The sequence below is a fragment of the Pseudomonas sp. EL_65y_Pfl2_R95 genome (assembly GCF_963971045.1).
Classification (GTDB): domain Bacteria; phylum Pseudomonadota; class Gammaproteobacteria; order Pseudomonadales; family Pseudomonadaceae; genus Aquipseudomonas.
Genome location: NZ_CAXAOV010000001.1, coordinates 14,618 through 30,119, shown reverse-complemented (window position 1 = coordinate 30,119; position 15,502 = coordinate 14,618). Strand labels below are relative to the sequence as shown.

15 protein-coding genes are annotated in these 15,502 nt (G+C 54.0%); 3 read left to right on the top strand and 12 right to left on the bottom strand.

Translation table 11 applies throughout. The annotated features are described in order from the left end of the window. Positions 1 to 469 precede the first annotated feature (469 nt). The 6 genes from AACY09_RS00140 to puuE form a co-directional block, all read right to left on the bottom strand. The gene (locus tag AACY09_RS00140) at positions 470 to 1,825 is read right to left on the bottom strand and encodes a nucleobase:cation symporter-2 family protein (protein ID WP_339485361.1); all 1,356 of its coding nucleotides are present in this window, start codon (positions 1,823 to 1,825) and stop codon (positions 470 to 472) included. A gap of 140 nt (positions 1,826 to 1,965) precedes the next feature. Continuing rightward, positions 1,966 to 3,288, bottom strand: a complete 1,323-nt coding sequence (locus AACY09_RS00135; RefSeq protein WP_339485360.1) for a urate hydroxylase PuuD — start codon at positions 3,286 to 3,288, stop codon at positions 1,966 to 1,968. 50 nt (positions 3,289 to 3,338) lie between these two features. Next, positions 3,339 to 3,842, bottom strand: coding sequence for an ureidoglycolate lyase (locus tag AACY09_RS00130; protein ID WP_339485359.1), 504 nt, complete (start codon positions 3,840 to 3,842; stop codon positions 3,339 to 3,341). Positions 3,843 to 3,953: 111 nt separating this feature from the next. Continuing rightward, a complete protein-coding gene (gene alc / locus AACY09_RS00125; protein WP_339485358.1) occupies positions 3,954 to 4,949 on the bottom strand; it encodes an allantoicase in 996 nt (331 codons plus the stop codon). 69 nt (positions 4,950 to 5,018) lie between these two features. Beyond that, positions 5,019 to 5,534, bottom strand: coding sequence for a 2-oxo-4-hydroxy-4-carboxy-5-ureidoimidazoline decarboxylase (gene uraD / locus AACY09_RS00120; RefSeq protein ID WP_339485357.1), 516 nt, complete (start codon positions 5,532 to 5,534; stop codon positions 5,019 to 5,021). Further along, complete coding sequence (gene puuE, locus AACY09_RS00115) at positions 5,531 to 6,463, bottom strand: allantoinase PuuE (RefSeq protein ID WP_339485356.1); 933 nt, start codon at positions 6,461 to 6,463, stop codon at positions 5,531 to 5,533. The genes uraD and puuE overlap by 4 nt, the downstream gene beginning before the upstream one ends. Positions 6,464 to 6,869: 406 nt before the next feature. On the opposite strand from puuE, the gene uraH reads away from it, so the two are divergent. Both uraH and AACY09_RS00105 read left to right on the top strand, forming a co-directional pair. After that, positions 6,870 to 7,223 (top strand): hydroxyisourate hydrolase, encoded by a 354-nt coding sequence (gene uraH / locus AACY09_RS00110; protein WP_010488723.1) that lies wholly within the window; start codon positions 6,870 to 6,872, stop codon positions 7,221 to 7,223. 283 nt (positions 7,224 to 7,506) lie between these two features. Then, on the top strand, positions 7,507 to 9,141 hold the full coding sequence (locus AACY09_RS00105) for an ABC-F family ATP-binding cassette domain-containing protein (protein ID WP_339485355.1): 1,635 nt from the start codon (positions 7,507 to 7,509) through the stop codon (positions 9,139 to 9,141). Between the two features lie 63 nt (positions 9,142 to 9,204). On the opposite strand, the gene AACY09_RS00100 is transcribed toward AACY09_RS00105, so the two are convergent. Next, the gene (locus tag AACY09_RS00100) at positions 9,205 to 9,831 is read right to left on the bottom strand and encodes a LysE family translocator (protein WP_339485354.1); all 627 of its coding nucleotides are present in this window, start codon (positions 9,829 to 9,831) and stop codon (positions 9,205 to 9,207) included. 112 nt (positions 9,832 to 9,943) lie between these two features. Next, complete coding sequence (locus AACY09_RS00095) at positions 9,944 to 11,293, bottom strand: NCS2 family permease (protein WP_339485353.1); 1,350 nt, start codon at positions 11,291 to 11,293, stop codon at positions 9,944 to 9,946. Positions 11,294 to 11,962: 669 nt separating this feature from the next. Between AACY09_RS00095 and AACY09_RS00090 the strand changes: the two genes are divergently transcribed. Continuing rightward, on the top strand, positions 11,963 to 12,730 hold the full coding sequence (locus tag AACY09_RS00090) for a GntR family transcriptional regulator (RefSeq protein WP_339485352.1): 768 nt from the start codon (positions 11,963 to 11,965) through the stop codon (positions 12,728 to 12,730). Positions 12,731 to 12,824: 94 nt separating this feature from the next. On the opposite strand, the gene folE is transcribed toward AACY09_RS00090, so the two are convergent. The 4 genes from folE to AACY09_RS00070 all read right to left on the bottom strand — a co-directional run bounded on the left by folE (position 12,825) and on the right by AACY09_RS00070 (position 15,226). Continuing rightward, a complete protein-coding gene (gene folE, locus AACY09_RS00085) occupies positions 12,825 to 13,373 on the bottom strand; it encodes a GTP cyclohydrolase I FolE (protein WP_010488718.1) in 549 nt (182 codons plus the stop codon). 146 nt (positions 13,374 to 13,519) lie between these two features. Then, on the bottom strand, positions 13,520 to 14,083 hold the full coding sequence (locus tag AACY09_RS00080) for a Smr/MutS family protein (protein ID WP_339485351.1): 564 nt from the start codon (positions 14,081 to 14,083) through the stop codon (positions 13,520 to 13,522). Positions 14,084 to 14,200: 117 nt separating this feature from the next. Then, entirely contained in the window at positions 14,201 to 14,521 is a 321-nt protein-coding gene (locus AACY09_RS00075; RefSeq protein ID WP_339485349.1) for a hypothetical protein, read from the bottom strand. A 102-nt stretch (positions 14,522 to 14,623) separates the two neighbouring features. After that, positions 14,624 to 15,226, bottom strand: a complete 603-nt coding sequence (locus AACY09_RS00070) for a cysteine hydrolase family protein (RefSeq protein ID WP_339485347.1) — start codon at positions 15,224 to 15,226, stop codon at positions 14,624 to 14,626. Between the last annotated feature and the right edge of the window lie 276 nt (positions 15,227 to 15,502).

Below are 15,502 nucleotides of genomic sequence, written 5' to 3'. Positions count from 1 at the left end.
TTCCTTATTGTTTTTGGAGTGAATGAAGTGTTGTTTACCTGCACTGTGCCGCTGGCCCATAGCAGGCTGCGTGGAGCCTTTTAATTGGTATAGGGCTGCTTTAAAACGCCAAATGGGTAGTCAGCGTGCTGGTATGGCACGACCGGGCTGGACGAAGTTGCGCAGGGGGCGCCGGTGTCATCAGGTGGGGTCGTGTACATTTTTTGCCTGCCAATTGTTTTTATAGGGACACGGGCCTGGGACGCTCAATGGCGTTCCTGTGACCCATAAAAACTGTCTGCCCGGTCAAGATATTTGAACTATAGCAATATGTTTACAGGCTTAAAAACAATTTATTTAAATATTGTGCACAAAAAATGAATTACTAGTCACGACCACAGCTGTTCATCTTTACGCGCTTGAGAGGAGGGCTCTAATACGGGGTGGCAGGCAAGGTGAGCTGGGCAGATTGCCCAGCTCGAACTTCAGGTTAGTGCGGTGCAACTTGACGATTTATCAGTGTACGCTCTGCGCCGCCGAGCACATTGAACAGGATATTGAGCAAGACAGCGCTGATCGTGGCCATGGCTATTCCACTGTGGGTGATCGGGTCCATCCACTGGGGTAACTGCGAGAACACATCTGGGCGAACCACCGGCGCCAGACCCATGCCGATGCTTACCGCGACCAGCAATTGATTGCGTCGGTCAGCGATATTGGCTTCTTGCAGGATGTTGATGCCGGTCGCTGCCACCATGCCGAACATTGCAATGCCTGCGCCGCCCAACACTGCCGGAGGTATTGAGGCCACTAGATAGGCTGCCTTGGGCAGTAGACTCAGGGTAATCAACAGTCCACCGGCGCAGGCCGTGACGAATCGGCTGCGCACCCCTGTCATCTGGACCAGGCCAATATTCTGGGCAAATGAAGAGTGAGTGAAGGTGTTAAAAAAACCGGCCACGAATGAAGCCCCGGCATCGCAAAGCAGGCCACGACGCAGTTTGGCAGGGGTTATTTCGAGCTCGGTGATTTTCCCCAGGGCGATAAACATCCCGGTTGATTCAACAAAGATGATCACCACCACCAGGCACATCGACAGAATCGGCGTGAGGTGAAACTCGGGCATCCCTAAGTGCATGGGTTTGACCATTTGTAGCCAGGGTGTTTGTGCCAGGCCGCTGAGGTCAACCATGCCCAAACAGGCTGAAATTGCGTAGCCAAGAAGCATGCCGACCAGCACCGAAACATTGACCCAGAAACCGCGCATAAATCGGTTGATCAGCAGAATTGAAACCAGCACCAGGGCAGAGATTGCCAAATAACTTAGGTCGCCAAATTGACTGGCTGAGCTGCCACCGCCTGCCCAGTTAATCGCCGCCGGGAACAGTGACAGGCCGATAGAGGTGATCACGGTGCCAGTCACCAGCGGCGGAAAGAAGTGCACAATGCGTGACATAAACGGCGCGATCAGCATGCCGAAGAAGCCAGCGGCAATGGTTGCACCAAAAATTCCAGTTAAGCCAATTCCTGGGGTGCCCGCCATTGCGACCATACTGCCTACGGCTGCAAAGCTTGCGCCCATCATGATCGGCATACGAATGCCCATGGGGCCGATGCCAAGTGACTGCACTAGCGTGGCTGCACCTGCTACCAGTAAGTCGGCATTGATTAGAAATGCCACTTCTTCCTTCGACAAACCCACTGCCTCACCGATGATTAGCGGCACGGCAATTGCGCCGCCGTACATCAGTAGCACGTGCTGAAAGCTCACCAGCAGCATCTGCATCCATGGCAGGCGTTGATCGACTGCTGAAACGGCAGTCGAATTGTTCTTCAACAAGGTCATGCAAATACCTCAAGCGCTTTTATTTTTGTAAGTCGCGGGGTCGCTAATTCGCCCTAGGCCGGGCCCATTAACACAAGCAAGTCAGCTTTATTGCAGATACAAAAATGCCGCAGCGGGTTAGCGCTGCGGCATGGGGTCAATCAGTTAATTTGCGCGCCTTTGGCGATCCAATTCCCGATCAGGTCACGTTCGGCTTGGGTCATCTGGGTGATATTGCCCAATGGCATCGTCTGGGTCGCAACGGCTTGTGCCTGAATGCGTGGCGCAAGCTGTTGGATTTGTTGCGCAGTATCGAACATCACACCTGCCGGCGCCGCACTGAACATCGGGCTGCTGGGTTTCGCGGAGTGGCAGACTGAACAGCGTTCTTGAATAACGCTATGCACTTGCTCAAATCCACCGGCGCCTGCAGCCGCTGACGCCTGGGTGCTGTCTTGGGCTGGCTCGGTTGCAGCTTGCTCAGGCATGTTGCGGGCATTTTTGTCCGCGCCTGGGCCTGGGCTGGCAGTGCCTGGCAGTGGTGCATATTTGATTGCAGCGGGCTTTCCGGCAACAGTGCTGGTTGGCTGAGAAGCCGGGCCCGTTACATAGGCCAGACAGATCATTGCCAATGCGCCAGCTGGCAGTGCCCAAGCGAACTTGTTGCTGTTATGGCGCGTGTTGAAGTAGTGACGAATCAACACTGCTGCAATGGCAATACCGGCCAGAATCAGCCAGTTGTAACTGCTGCCGTAAGTGCTTGGGAAGTGGTTGCTGATCATGATGAACAGCACCGGCAAGGTGAAATAGTTGTTGTGACGTGAACGCAGCAGGCCTTTGGCTGGCAATGAAGGATCGGGCGTGTTGCCTTCCTCGATTGCCTTAACCAGTGCGCGTTGTGCCGGCATGATAGTGCGGAATACGTTGCCGACCATGATGGTTCCGATGATCGCGCCAACGTGGATGTATGCACCGCGACCACTGAACACCTGGCTCAGGCCAAATGCAGCGCCAACCAGCAGCACAAACAGCACCAAGCCGAGCAGTGCAGGTTGCTTGCCGAGTGCTGAGTCGCAGAGGATATCGTAGATAAACCAGCCAGCAACCAGCGAGCCGATGCCAATAGCAATGGCTGTAGCAGGGGTTAGATCACTGCCAGGCGCAATCAGATACAGCGATGGATTGAGGTAGTAAACCACCATCAACAAGGTAACGCCCGACATCCAGGTCCAGTAAGCTTCCCACTTGAACCAATGCAGGTTGTCCGGCATTTTTGGCGGGGCCAGCTTGTATTTTTCCAGGTGGTAGATACCGCCACCGTGAATGGCCCATAAGTCGCCTGCGAGGCCATCCTTTGGGTTAACCCGGTTGAGGTTGTTTTCCAGCCAGACGAAATAGAACGACGCGCCAATCCAGGCGATACCCACGATCATGTGAACCCAGCGCACGCTCAGGTTTAGCCATTCAATCAAATGTGCTTCCACAGTCTTTACCTCTATTCCTAGTGCCCTGAATCAGGTCCCCTAGGCTTCTCTTATTGGTGGGGGTTAAGGAGCAGTTGCGCTTCCTCAGTAAAAAAATACTCATCACAGTTGTTACCAGAACCACTGCGATCAACCACCAGGAAGTCATCCCGCTTTTCGATCGTAAGCACCGGATGGTGCCAAACGCCGCGATGGTAATTGATGCCCTGCTTTCCGTTACTGCGGAAAGCGCGGACAAGCTCTGATTCAGGTACATCGCCAACTGGCGCGACCACGATCAGAAAGGGGTTGCCGAGCAGCGGTATAAACGCTTGGCTGCCCTGCGGATGGCGCTCCAACATGCAAACGGTCAACGGCATTTCAAGCGCCTCGGCACTGAAAATACTAATGATCGCCTTATCGTCTGGCTGAGCGGTTTCGACTGTGGCCAGTTTATGATAGCGGCGAGTTGAACCGTTATTGATCATGAAATACTCACTGCCTTCAGTCTCGATGACATCGCCAAATGGGGCGAATGCTTCTTTGCTCAAGGGCTCGATGATCAGTTTACGCATGACGGTCATTCTCTTGTCTGGGAGCTGCTGCAGACTGGGTGCAGCAGCGCCTCAATAATTATATGTGTGAAGCGGGCAGGGCGTTCAGACCCTGCCGGTCAAGCAAGGGGTTTACTTGGTTACTTTGCCAAACAGGCGCAGACGGCTGATACCACCATCTGGGAATACGTTGACCCTCACGTGAGTCAGAGTGCCCAGTGCTTTGATTTGCTCTTTGAATTCGTGTTCAGCGTGCATTTCCAGCTTTTGGCTTGGCAACAGATCGCGCCAGAACAAGCTTTGGGTTTCGATCTGGCTGTCAGTACCGCCCTTGACGAAGGCGCCCTGAATCGAGCAGCTGTCCGGGTAGTTGCCCTTGAAGTGCAGGGTGTCAACGACGATGCGTTCGATTTCACCTGGTGCGCCCAGCGCAACGATGACCCAGTCGTTACCTGGCGTGCGGCGGCGTGCGGTTTCCCAGCCGTCGCCCATGTTGATACCGCGGCCTGGGTTGAGAATGTTGCTCATGCGGCCGAAGTGCTCATCCGAGCAAGCCAGTGCGCGCCCGCCATTCAAGGCAGCAGCCAGATCCACTTCTTCGTTGTCGCCCACGCTGTTCCAGTCGCGGAATGGGATGCCGTGTACGCGCAGGCGGGCAACACCGCCATCTGGGTAGATGTTGAAGCGCAGGTGGGTAAACGCCTGTGTATTACTGACTTCGTGGTAATGATGGCTATTGCCTTGCAGCTCGACGGCGCCGAGCACTTCTGTCCACTCGGTGGTGTCAGTTGGGTCGCCTTCAGCCACGTAACAGGCTTCAAGTGAAGCAGATGGTGGGAAGTTACCGGTGAAGAAGCTGGTGTCGATATCAACACCTTTGATAGAGCCCGGAACGCCCAAGCGAATCACTGCACTGTCATAGCCTTCAAAGCGCTTGCGACGTGATTCCCAGCCGTCCATCCACTTGCCGTTGTCATCGAAAACGCCCTCCTTCCACACGGCCGGAGTCGGCTGGAACAGGCGGTTCACATCGGCGAACCAATCATCGGTTACCGAAATGGCCTTGGTTCCCAGACGGGCGTCGGCGAGGTTGACGTATTTTTCGAATGGTGCGGCGTAAGCTTTCATGGATGTCTGCCTTGTATGATGGCGTAGGAGAATAATCACGTTGCTGATTGCAGAGTTCTCCGGTCGGAGCTACAGCTGCTGCAAGCGGAACAGCGCGATCTTGTTGATTTCAGCCAGAGCGCGGTCAAATTCTTGTTCCGGGGAGTTGTTCAATCGCTCCTCGAACGCGGCCAGGATCTGGTGACGGTTACTGCCTTTTACCGCCATGATAAAGATGAAACCGAACTTGGCTTTATAGGCATCGTTCAGCTCGGTAAAGCGGGCAAACTCTTCGGCGGTACAATCTTGAATGCCCGCGCCCGCCTGCTCCGACGTGGAGGAGGCGGTCAGCTCGCCCTGAACGGCGGCTTTACCCGCCAAGTCTGGGTGAGCGTTGATCAATGCCAACTGTTGTTCGCGGCTGGCGCTGAGCAAAATGTCAGCCATGCGTTGGTGCAAGCCATCGACGGTATTGAGGCTATCATCCATGCCACGATCAAAAGCTTGCTCAGCCACCCAGGGTGAATGCTCGTAAATATCAGCAAAGGTGCTGACAAATTCATCGCGGCTGAGTTGTGTTGGCGTCAAGGTTTGGAAGCGGCTCATACAGCGTGTTCCTGTTTGTAAGGGTGAGTGGCATGCCAGTGACGGGCAATATCAACCCGACGGGCAATCCAGACTTTGTCGTGGCTCTTGACGTATTCGATGAAGCGCGCCAGTGCCGCCAACCGTGCTGGACGACCCAACAAGCGGCAATGCATACCAATTGAGAGCATTTTTGGTGCGCCTTCTACGCCTTCTGCATAGAGCACATCGAATGCATCTTTAAGGTATTCGAAGAAATCGTCGCCCTTGTTGAAGCCCTGCGCTTGGGTGAAGCGCATGTCATTGGTGTCTAAAGTGTATGGAATCACCAGGTGCGGGTGTTGCTCGGTGCTGGCTGGATCCCAGTACGGCAGGTCATCGTCGTAGGTATCTGAGTCATAGAGAAAATTACCTTCTTGCATGACGATGCGGCGGGTATTTGGACCTGTACGCCCGGTATACCAGCCATATGGACGCTCGCCGGTAATCTCGGTCAGGATGCGGATGGCTTCGAGCATGTGCTCGCGTTCCTGGGCCTCATCCATATATTGATAGTCAATCCAGCGGTAGCCGTGGCTGCAGATCTCGTGGCCTGCAGTAACCATCGCCTTGATCACGTCAGGGTGGCGCTCGGCGGCCATGGCCACAGCAAAGACAGTCAGGGGAATATCGTGCTTCTGGAACAGTTTGAGCAGACGCCATACACCCACACGGCTGCCATACTCATAGAGCGACTCCATGCTCATATTACGCTCGCCTTGCAACGGCTGAGCTGAAACCATCTCAGACAGAAACGCTTCAGATTCCTTGTCGCCATGCAGAATGTTGCGCTCGCCACCTTCCTCATAGTTGAGGACAAAGGACAAAGCGATGCGAGCATCATTCGGCCACTGCGGGTGCGGTGGGTTGTTGGCGTAACCGATCAGGTCGCGTGGGTATTCAGCGCTCACTGCAGTCTTCCTTCTAAATGTGTTGCGGTCGTTACATCCAATTTCCAGGGATGTGGCCGGGTTGTGCAATTGTATACAAAGTGTACCGCATTTTGTAAATCTAAAATTTCACTATTTTCCCTTTCGTTTCAAAAGCAAGAAACTTGCCTACTTGGTCAAGTCGTGTCGTTGAAAGGTGCTTTAATTGGGCGATAAGGAATTTTTGGCCAAAGGACTGTACTGAGTGTGAGGTCGGTCTAAAGCCGGGTTTATTGTGTACAATTTTCTATAAAAGTGTCGCAAATAAATTTGTTCATGCTATTCTCCGCTCATCTCAAGGCGCTGTTGCCTTGGCTTGCACCCTATAAACATCAGAGAGGAGGTGTGGTTTTTACCTGTTAATCAACAGTGTAGAAACCCTAGCCAAATGGGAAGACTGACCACTCACGTACTCGATGCTGCACATGGCTGCCCCGGTAGCGACCTGAAAATTGAGTTGTTCCGCGTTGAGGGGGCTCAGTTAGAGCTACTGACAACCGTGCAAACCAATAGTGATGGCCGCTGTGATGCACCTGTCTTGCAGGGCGACGATTACCGCACCGGGGTTTATCAGCTGCATTTCCATGCCGGTGATTATTACCGTGCGCGCGGTGTCAAGCTGGCCGATCAGGCGTTTCTTGATGTCGTTGTTCTACGTTTTGGAGTCGATGCTGAGCAAGAGCACTACCACGTACCTCTGCTAATTTCGCCTTACAGCTACTCGACGTATCGAGGGAGCTAAAGCAACGATCACGATTTACCCGAATGCTTGTCACCCTCAGACTCAATAGAAGAGTCCTTGCCCGTACCACACTGCGGGCTTTTTTTTGCCTGCGATTTATCCAGTCATTTGGCTATGTTGAGCCTGATCAATGGGATTTTAAGGCGGATGCTTTATACTGCACGCCACTTTTGTAAAGGTATTGGTCCAATGCGCCATTGATGCCGCCGTCTTCCTGACGGCCAACTTCCAGCCCAGCTACACCGGTAGCAGGGGAGTTATGGCATCCAAAATGGAGGCGCGTATGACCCATACGTATCTCACGCTTGATAGCGTTTCCTGTGTCCTGCCCGATGGTCGGACCCTTTTCAGCAATCTCAATGCACAATTTGACCAGCGAAAGACTGCCTTGGTTGGGCGTAACGGCGTGGGCAAAAGCCTGCTCGGAAAGATCGCTGCTGGCCGTTTGGCACCGAGTTCGGGTAGCCGACTATGTACGGGCACGGTGTACTACATTGGGCAACAAATATCCCTCTCCGCTAGCGTCTGTGTTGCCGATTTAGCTGGGGTTAAGTCTGTTATTGACGCCCTGCAGCGCATTGAGGCGGGTGGTGTTGAACCGCTTGATTTCGACAAGGTGGGTGAGCGTTGGGATATTCGTCATCGGTTGCAACTAGCCCTTGCTCAGCACGGACTGGGCCACCTTGAGATAGACCGGCCTGCTGCCACTTTGAGTGGCGGTGAAGCGATGCGCGTGTGCCTGATTGGCGCTTACCTCGCGCAAGCAGAGTTTTTAATTCTCGATGAGCCAAGCAATCACCTTGATTACTCTGGACGCCAGGCACTTATCGACCAGTTAAGTGCATGGCCGGGCGGGTTGCTGGTGATCAGCCATGACCGGGCGCTACTGACCACTATGGACAGATTGGTTGAATTATCCTCATTGGGGCTGCGCAGTTATGGCGGTGATCTGTCCTTTTACCTGCAGTGCAAGGCGCTGGAACGTGAGCAGGCCGAGGCTCAGCTTGTCCAGGCCAAGCATCAGAGAAACCGACAAGAGCTGCAAATGCTGGCGCTGCAAACTCGCTTGGAGCGTCAGCGTGCCCGCGCCAACAAGCAAGCGGGCAATGCCAATCAAGCGAAAATACTGCTGGGCCGCGACAAGCAGCGCAGTGAAGACACTGGTGGCAAACAGGTCAAGCAGCAGGCCTCGCACCGTCAGCAATTATCACAGCGAGTTAGACAGGCGGCTCAGCAGGTTGAGGATTCTGCGGCGGTCTGCATGCAGGTGCCGGTTCCGAGTAACATTCATGGCAAACGATTGATTGAGCTGGATTCACTGGAACTGCCATGCGTCGCCCCCGCTGCGCGCTATCTGAGCTTGATTATAAATAGCCAGCAGCGTGTAGCGATTACCGGACCAAATGGTAGTGGCAAGTCGACCTTGCTCAGAGTCTTGGCAGGTCTTCAGCAGCCACTGGCAGGGCAGTACCAAATTCAGGGTGCTTTTGCATATCTGGATCAACAGCTTCTCTGCATCGATCCTGCGAAGTCGGCAATCGAGCACTTGCAAGCGGCCAATCGGCAGTTGAAGGAAGGTGAGTTGCGAACTCATTTGGCCCAATTGGGGCTTGATGCTGCAACGGTGGTGCAGCCATGCCAGCTACTCAGTGGCGGGGAAAGGCTGAAAGTCGCCTTGGCCTGCTCGCTGTATGGGCAAAAGCCGCCGCAATTATTGATGTTGGATGAGCCCAGTAACCACCTTGATTTCCCCTCGATGCAGGCGCTTGAGCAAGCCCTGCGGGCATATCGTGGTGCTTTGTTGGTGGTCTCGCACGATGAGGTTTTTCTGCAGCAACTAGGGCTGACCCATCGTCTGGCAGTCAGTGCTTGCGGCTGGGCGCTCGACTCGTGGCAGGGCGTTCTTCCTCGGGGTTGAGCCCAGACCGTTACTGAGAAAGCCGGACAGTGATTCTTCTATCATTGTCCGGTTGTCTAGGGCTCAGCGACTCAATAATGACGCAGTACCGGCTGCACCAAATAGCCCAGCGCTGATGCGATTGAACCAGACCTGCCCCTTGCCTGAGCGCAAGTAACGGGAGGCTCCCTGAGCGCTCAGGCCGTAGAACAGTTTGCAGGCGAGATCGAGGACTGCCCATGTGGCAATCATAATCAGCAACTGTTGGGGCAATGAGTGATCGCTGGAGAGAAACTGCGGCAAAAAGGCGGCAAAGAACAAAATGTCTTTCGGGTTGCTCGCGCCCAAACCAAAAGCTTTCCAGAACATGCTATTGAAGCTTGGGTTTACCGGCTGCTCATCGGCGGCGACAGGTTTCGCGGCTTGACGCGAGGCTTGCCAGCTCTGCCAGGCAAGGTAGAAGAGGTACAGGGCGCCGATTAGTTTGAGCGCGGAGAATAGCTTTTCCGAGGCCAGCAAGAGAGCACCCAGCCCTAGCGCGGAGGCGCTAAGCAGGCAGATAGAGGCAGACACGCCGCCAATAAATGCCGGGATTGAACGGCGCAAGCCATAGTTCAAGCTATTGCTGACCATCAGCAGTGACAGCGGTCCGGGAATCAGGATCACGATCAAGGCGGCGCTGCTAAACAATAACCAGGTTTCCATACTCATGTTGCTAACTCCAGATGTCGAAAAACCCCGGCGCAACAGCGTCGGGGTCTAGAGCGTTCCTCACGCGTCGCCTGACAGTAGTCAGCCGGCGCGGGCAAGCACTAAAAGCCGCTTAGAGGAAGGCAAATTTAGCGATGAAGATAATGCACAGAACATACAGCGATACCGACACTTTGTCGCGTTGGCCGGTTAACAGCTTGAGGGTCGCATAGGTCAGAAAACCCAGAGCAATACCGTTGGCGATTGAGAAGGTCAGCGGCATCATGACCACGGTCACAATGGCTGGAATGGTGTCAGTCAGGTCGTCCCAATCGATGTGGGCCATGCCGCTCATCATCAGCATGGCAACATAGATCAGTGCACCAGCCGTGGCGTAAGCCGGGATCATCCCTGCCAGCGGGGCGAAGAACATTGCCCCGAGAAACAAGACACCAACTGCAACGGCTGTCAGACCAGTACGGCCACCTGCGGCTACGCCAGAAGCACTTTCAACGTAGCTGGTAACTGGTGGGCAGCCGACCATTGCGCCGATCACGCTTGAGGTACTGTCTGCCTTGAGGGCGCGGGAAAGGTTTTGAATCTGACCGTCTTCATCCACCAGTTTGGCGCGGTGAGCAACACCCATTAGCGTGCCTGCGGTGTCGAACATGTTAACGAACAGGAAGGCCAGAATAACGCTGACCATCGAGATGTTGAACGCGCCCTTGATGTCCATCGCCAGGAAGGTTGGTCCCAAGCTCGGTGGCATTGAAACAACGCCATTGAACTCAACCAAGCCCATGCCCCAGCCTATTGCAGTGACTGCGAACATGCTGATCAGGATGGCGCCAAATACATTGCGATGGCTAAGTACGGCGATCATCAGGAAGCATATGGCAGCAAGCAGAGCAGTGGGTTCACCGAATGAGCCCATGGTCAGCAATGTGGCGGGGCTGTCGACAACAATGCCGGCGGTCTTCAGTCCAATCAACCCGAGGAATAAGCCGACTCCAGCGCCCATGGCAAACCGCAGACTCATGGGAATACTGTTGAGCAGCCATTCACGGATTCGTGAAAGACTCATGATCATAAACAGCACGCCGGAAATAAATACCGCGCCTAAAGCTGTTTCCCAGCTGTAGCCCATCTCGCCGACAACGGTGTAGGTGAAGAACGCATTGAGGCCCATGCCGGGTGCCAAGCCGACCGGCCAGTTGGCGTACAGGCCCATTAAGAAACAACCGAGCGCCGCGCCAATACAGGTCGCAACGAAGGCGGCGCCATGATCGACGCCCGCATTAGCCATAATGTTAGGGTTAACGAAAATGATGTAGGCCATGGTGACAAAGGTTGTCAGGCCTGCAAGCAATTCGGTTCGGACTGTGGTGCGGTGCTCGGTCAGCTTGAAAAAGCGGTCCAGTAGACCGCTTTTACCAAGCCCAGCGCTAGGCTGAGCAATTTGTTCTGATTTAACGCTTTCCACGCGGGTACTCCTCATCTCTCTTGTTGTGTACCACCCAGAGCTGGCGCAGTGCGCACGTTAACTCTCTGAGGCAGGTGGCAGGTTGAGTGTGCTTGCTGGCTAAGTTGTTGACCGAGCGGTCAGGAAGTCACACCCCGCGATTATGCTGTTGTATACAAAAAATGCAAATACTGTTTTTAATTGCTGAGCTGGCTATCAATAGCAATGCCTTAGTTATGGGCCGCGTAAGGCGCAGGGATCAATAAGAAAAATGCAAAAAAAACATATGGATAGCTGATTTATCAGTGCCTGGCGAAAACGCCAGTCGTCCGGTAAATTTGCGGTCTATTTTTTGTGGTTGAGGACTGTTTATTTGACTGTCGGGTCAGCAATTGGCAGTGATGAGCGGCTGTTCACCGCCGGCCACCGCTGGAGAGATATTTGTGCACGTTAAGATTAATCTTTCAGGCGCATCGAAGACCGCATTCGACGCATGCAAAATAGGCAAAGTTCAAGGCGATTGTGTACAATAGATGCGGAATTTTTGCGTTTTTTGCACATGCGACTTGCCAGATACGCGGTATTGCGTAATAACGCTAACTAACAGTGATGAGTGTGGGTCTAGCGCCAAGTAGTCGTCTTGCGCAGCCTCTGTTTTAAATTGCTGAATCTCTCTTGACGCGAGCGCGAATGAACGAACAATTACAGCCCCTAAAAAAGCAGGCCCGTGCACTTAAAAACGGTCGCACTGGAACGCAGGACGATGTCGTTTATGCCCATATCTTTGATGCCATCCTCGAGCAGCGCCTTGCGCCTGGCACCAAGCTAAGTGAAGAGGCATTGGGTGAGATTTTCGGCGTAAGCCGGACCATCATCCGTCGTGCTTTATCGCGTTTGGCCCACGAAGGTGTTGTGTTGCTACGGCCTAATCGTGGCGCTGTCGTCGCCAGTCCAAGTGTTGAAGAAGCTCGGCAGATTTTTTATGCGCGGCGCATGGTAGAGCGGGCTATTACAGAGTTGGCGGTGCAGTACGCTACGCTGGATCAGCTTAATGAATTGCGTCAGATGGTTGAGGATGAGCAAACCAGCTTTTCCCGTGGGGATCGCGGCGCGGGCATTCGCCTGTCCGGGGAATTCCACCTGAAGCTGGCAGAAGCAGCTAAGAATGCGCCGCTGGTTAGTTTTCAGCGCAGCTTGGTCTCTCAGACCTCGCTAATCATCGCCCAGTATGAAAGTGGTAGTCGCTCGCATTGTTCTTACGATGAACACAATCAACTGATTGATGCGATACAAGCGCGCGATACCGAGCGGGCCGTTCATTTGATGATGCATCACATGGATCATATCGACAGCAAGCTCAACCTTGACGAAGAAAGTGCGTCTGATGATCTGCATGCGGTATTTTCCCACTTGCTGCACACCAAGAAAAAATCCGGTAAGGCCATCATTAACAGCTGATCCCCATAGATATATAGTCGGATGCAAATAAGCCCTGCAATCTTGAATTGCAGGGCTTATTTTTTGGCTCGAAACTTAGTGCAACAGCCGCGACTTAGTTATTGATCAGGCTGAGGAACTCGCTGCGCGTTGCGGCGTTTTTGCGGAACTCACCGAGCATGACCGAGGTGACCATTGATGAGTTCTGTTTCTCAACGCCACGCATCATCATGCACATATGCTGAGCCTCTATCACCACCGCAACACCAAGGGCGCCAGTGACTTGCTGAATAGCTTCGGCGATCTGTCGGCTGAGGTTTTCCTGAATCTGTAAACGGCGTGCATACATATCGACGATGCGCGCAATTTTTGACAGGCCCAAGACCTTGCCACTCGGGATATAGGCCACGTGGGCCTTGCCGATAAATGGCAACAGGTGGTGCTCGCAGAGCGAATAGAGCTCGATGTTCTTGACCAATACCATTTCACTGGCATCAGAGCTGAACAGTGCGCCATTGGTAACTTCTTCCAAGGTTTGCTGGTAGCCACGGCAGAGATACTGCATGGCTTTAGCCGCGCGTTTCGGCGTGTCGAGCAGGCCTTCGCGGGACACATCTTCGCCAAGCTGACCGAGAATCTGAGTGTAGTTCTGTTCCAGGGACATGGATCTTCCTGTTGGGACTGACAAATATGCACAGACGCGCAGGGTAGGGTGCAGATTGCCGGCTGGCAAGCGCGGCGTACGCCAAGCCGATACAGATTTGGCGTCACCTGCGCTAAAAACGGCCTAATTGGAGTCCGTACAGCAGATTAATCTTCGTCGCGGCCATCCATCATTGTGCGCTTGAGGACTACATAAACGGCGCCTGTGCCGCCATGCTTAGGCTGGCAAGAAGTGAAGCCGAGCACCTGAGGATGCTGGCGAAGCCAGGTATTGACGTGGCTTTTGATCATGGGCTTGCGACCGTCCATACGCACGGCTTTACCGTGGGTTACGCGCACACAGCGTACTTCAAGCTTGCAGGCTTCAGCGAGAAACTCCCATAAGATGTCCCGGGCTTTTTCAACGCTCATGCCGTGCAGGTCCAAGCTGCCATCGAATGCAATCTGGCCGAGCTTGAGTTTACGCATCTGGCTTTCTTGCATGCCATTGGCGGCCCAATAAAGCGGGTCTTCGGCCCCCACATCAATCACGAACTGGTCAGACAGGCCATCAACCTTGGTGGTGTTGGCGCGCACTGTTGCGTTCTGTCGCAATGTAGCCAGTTTTGATTTATCCAGCTTGGGCTTGCCGGTGTCGGCAGCGCGGTCCTGCTTAATCGGCTTTACGCCCTTAAGTTGAGCTTGGAATAAAGAAAAATCGTCGTCTTGCATTGTGGCCTCCACACTGGCCACTAGTGTAACCAAGACCGTTGTATTGCGGCTGCCTTCGTGTGCAATGAATGGGTAAAAATATGAGTGAGCGTTAGCCAGGAGTGGTTGTGCAACGCGTTATTTGCGCTTTTTCATAAGGTGGCGAGGCATGCTTAAATCGTTAGGGCGGCGTGCGCGACGGCGGCACATGCGCCACAGCGCAACGCCCAGCCACAGCAGCAACAGACCCACAACCAATAGCACAGCTGAACCGGTGGATGAGTCATTCAGGCTGCCCAGTGCAGACGGGCGACCGAGCAAGGCTGCAGCCCCAGCCGTGGCCAGAAGTAGACCTGCAGCCACACATAAGGCAGCGAATGCTGTAGCGAAACGCATTCGCCAGTTGCCCGGCTCACGCTGGCGTAAACGGCGGGGGTCGAAACCATCGGATTGCTTCATTCCGATTTCCTTTTGGGTATCGGCGTGTGACAGGCATAGGTCCTGGTGGTTCAGAACTTTAGCAGGATCATCCGTATCAACTCATCTGCTCTGGCAGGTTCGCTATTGGTTGAGCACTGCACTGGCGTCTGCAACCACAGCTGCAAAGTTGTCGGCGAGGGCAATCATCTCAACGCGGTGCATCTCGGCGCCGCTGATGACTTTGCCGTCGAGCGTTGGCAGGTCACGGGTGGCGCAGGCCGAATCAACCATGGTGCAGCGGTAACCGTAGTCTTTGGTCGCACGCACGGTGCTGCTGACACTGGAGTGAGTCATAAAGCCGCAAACAATCAAGTCCAGTCGCCCTAACGCTTGCAGCTGTTCATGCAATTCTGTGCCTGAGAAGGCGTTTGGCAGACGTTTTTCAATGACCGGTTCACCCGCTAATGGCGCAACTTCAGGGATATGCTCGCCACGTGGACCGCGGGGGTCGAGGACGCCGTCAGGAATGCCCAGATGCTTGACGTGTACGATGGGAGTGCCCATGGCGCGTGCCGCATCGAGCAACTTGGCGATTTCAGCCACTGCTTGTTCGACCTGGGGCAGTTTCAATACGCCGCTGCGATACTCTTCCTGAGTATCAATAACCAGTAGGGTCGCGGTCTTCAAGGTGGCAGGGGCATGGCTACGGCCAGTTAGCTGCAATAGCGTTTTGGGGTGCGACATTAAAAGGCTCCTTGTTGACTCTGACGGCAGCGTTCATTGTCTGCCTGTCTGGCGCCGCTGTGAACCCGTTACTGCATTAGCGGTTCAATGCAAGTGCAAAGTTCAGGCGTCTGCGTAGACTCAGATGCTGGAAATAGTGAGCAATGGATTGCTCGTAAAGGGTTTTGCTGCCCCTGGGATATTCAGGGTGCTGAATCTGTATGGGGGTGGATAATGGCAGTAAGCCAGCCTAAAAAGCCAGTGTTCAACCCACACAATTGCCTGAAATATCAGCTT

Excerpts from the sequence above, each read along its gene's own strand:
- AACY09_RS00140 (WP_339485361.1), bottom strand. The coding sequence starts at position 1,825 with ATGACCTTGTTGAAGAACAATTCGACTGCCGTTTCAGCAGTCGATCAA.
- AACY09_RS00130 (WP_339485359.1), bottom strand. The coding sequence starts at position 3,842 with ATGCGTAAACTGATCATCGAGCCCTTGAGCAAAGAAGCATTCGCCCCA.
- alc (WP_339485358.1), bottom strand. The coding sequence starts at position 4,949 with ATGAAAGCTTACGCCGCACCATTCGAAAAATACGTCAACCTCGCCGAC.
- uraD (WP_339485357.1), bottom strand. The coding sequence starts at position 5,534 with ATGAGCCGCTTCCAAACCTTGACGCCAACACAACTCAGCCGCGATGAA.
- uraH (WP_010488723.1), top strand. The coding sequence starts at position 6,870 with ATGGGAAGACTGACCACTCACGTACTCGATGCTGCACATGGCTGCCCC.
- AACY09_RS00105 (WP_339485355.1), top strand. The coding sequence starts at position 7,507 with ATGACCCATACGTATCTCACGCTTGATAGCGTTTCCTGTGTCCTGCCC.
- AACY09_RS00100 (WP_339485354.1), bottom strand. The coding sequence starts at position 9,831 with ATGAGTATGGAAACCTGGTTATTGTTTAGCAGCGCCGCCTTGATCGTG.
- AACY09_RS00090 (WP_339485352.1), top strand. The coding sequence starts at position 11,963 with ATGAACGAACAATTACAGCCCCTAAAAAAGCAGGCCCGTGCACTTAAA.
- folE (WP_010488718.1), bottom strand. The coding sequence starts at position 13,373 with ATGTCCCTGGAACAGAACTACACTCAGATTCTCGGTCAGCTTGGCGAA.
- AACY09_RS00080 (WP_339485351.1), bottom strand. The coding sequence starts at position 14,083 with ATGCAAGACGACGATTTTTCTTTATTCCAAGCTCAACTTAAGGGCGTA.
- AACY09_RS00075 (WP_339485349.1), bottom strand. The coding sequence starts at position 14,521 with ATGAAGCAATCCGATGGTTTCGACCCCCGCCGTTTACGCCAGCGTGAG.
- AACY09_RS00070 (WP_339485347.1), bottom strand. The coding sequence starts at position 15,226 with ATGTCGCACCCCAAAACGCTATTGCAGCTAACTGGCCGTAGCCATGCC.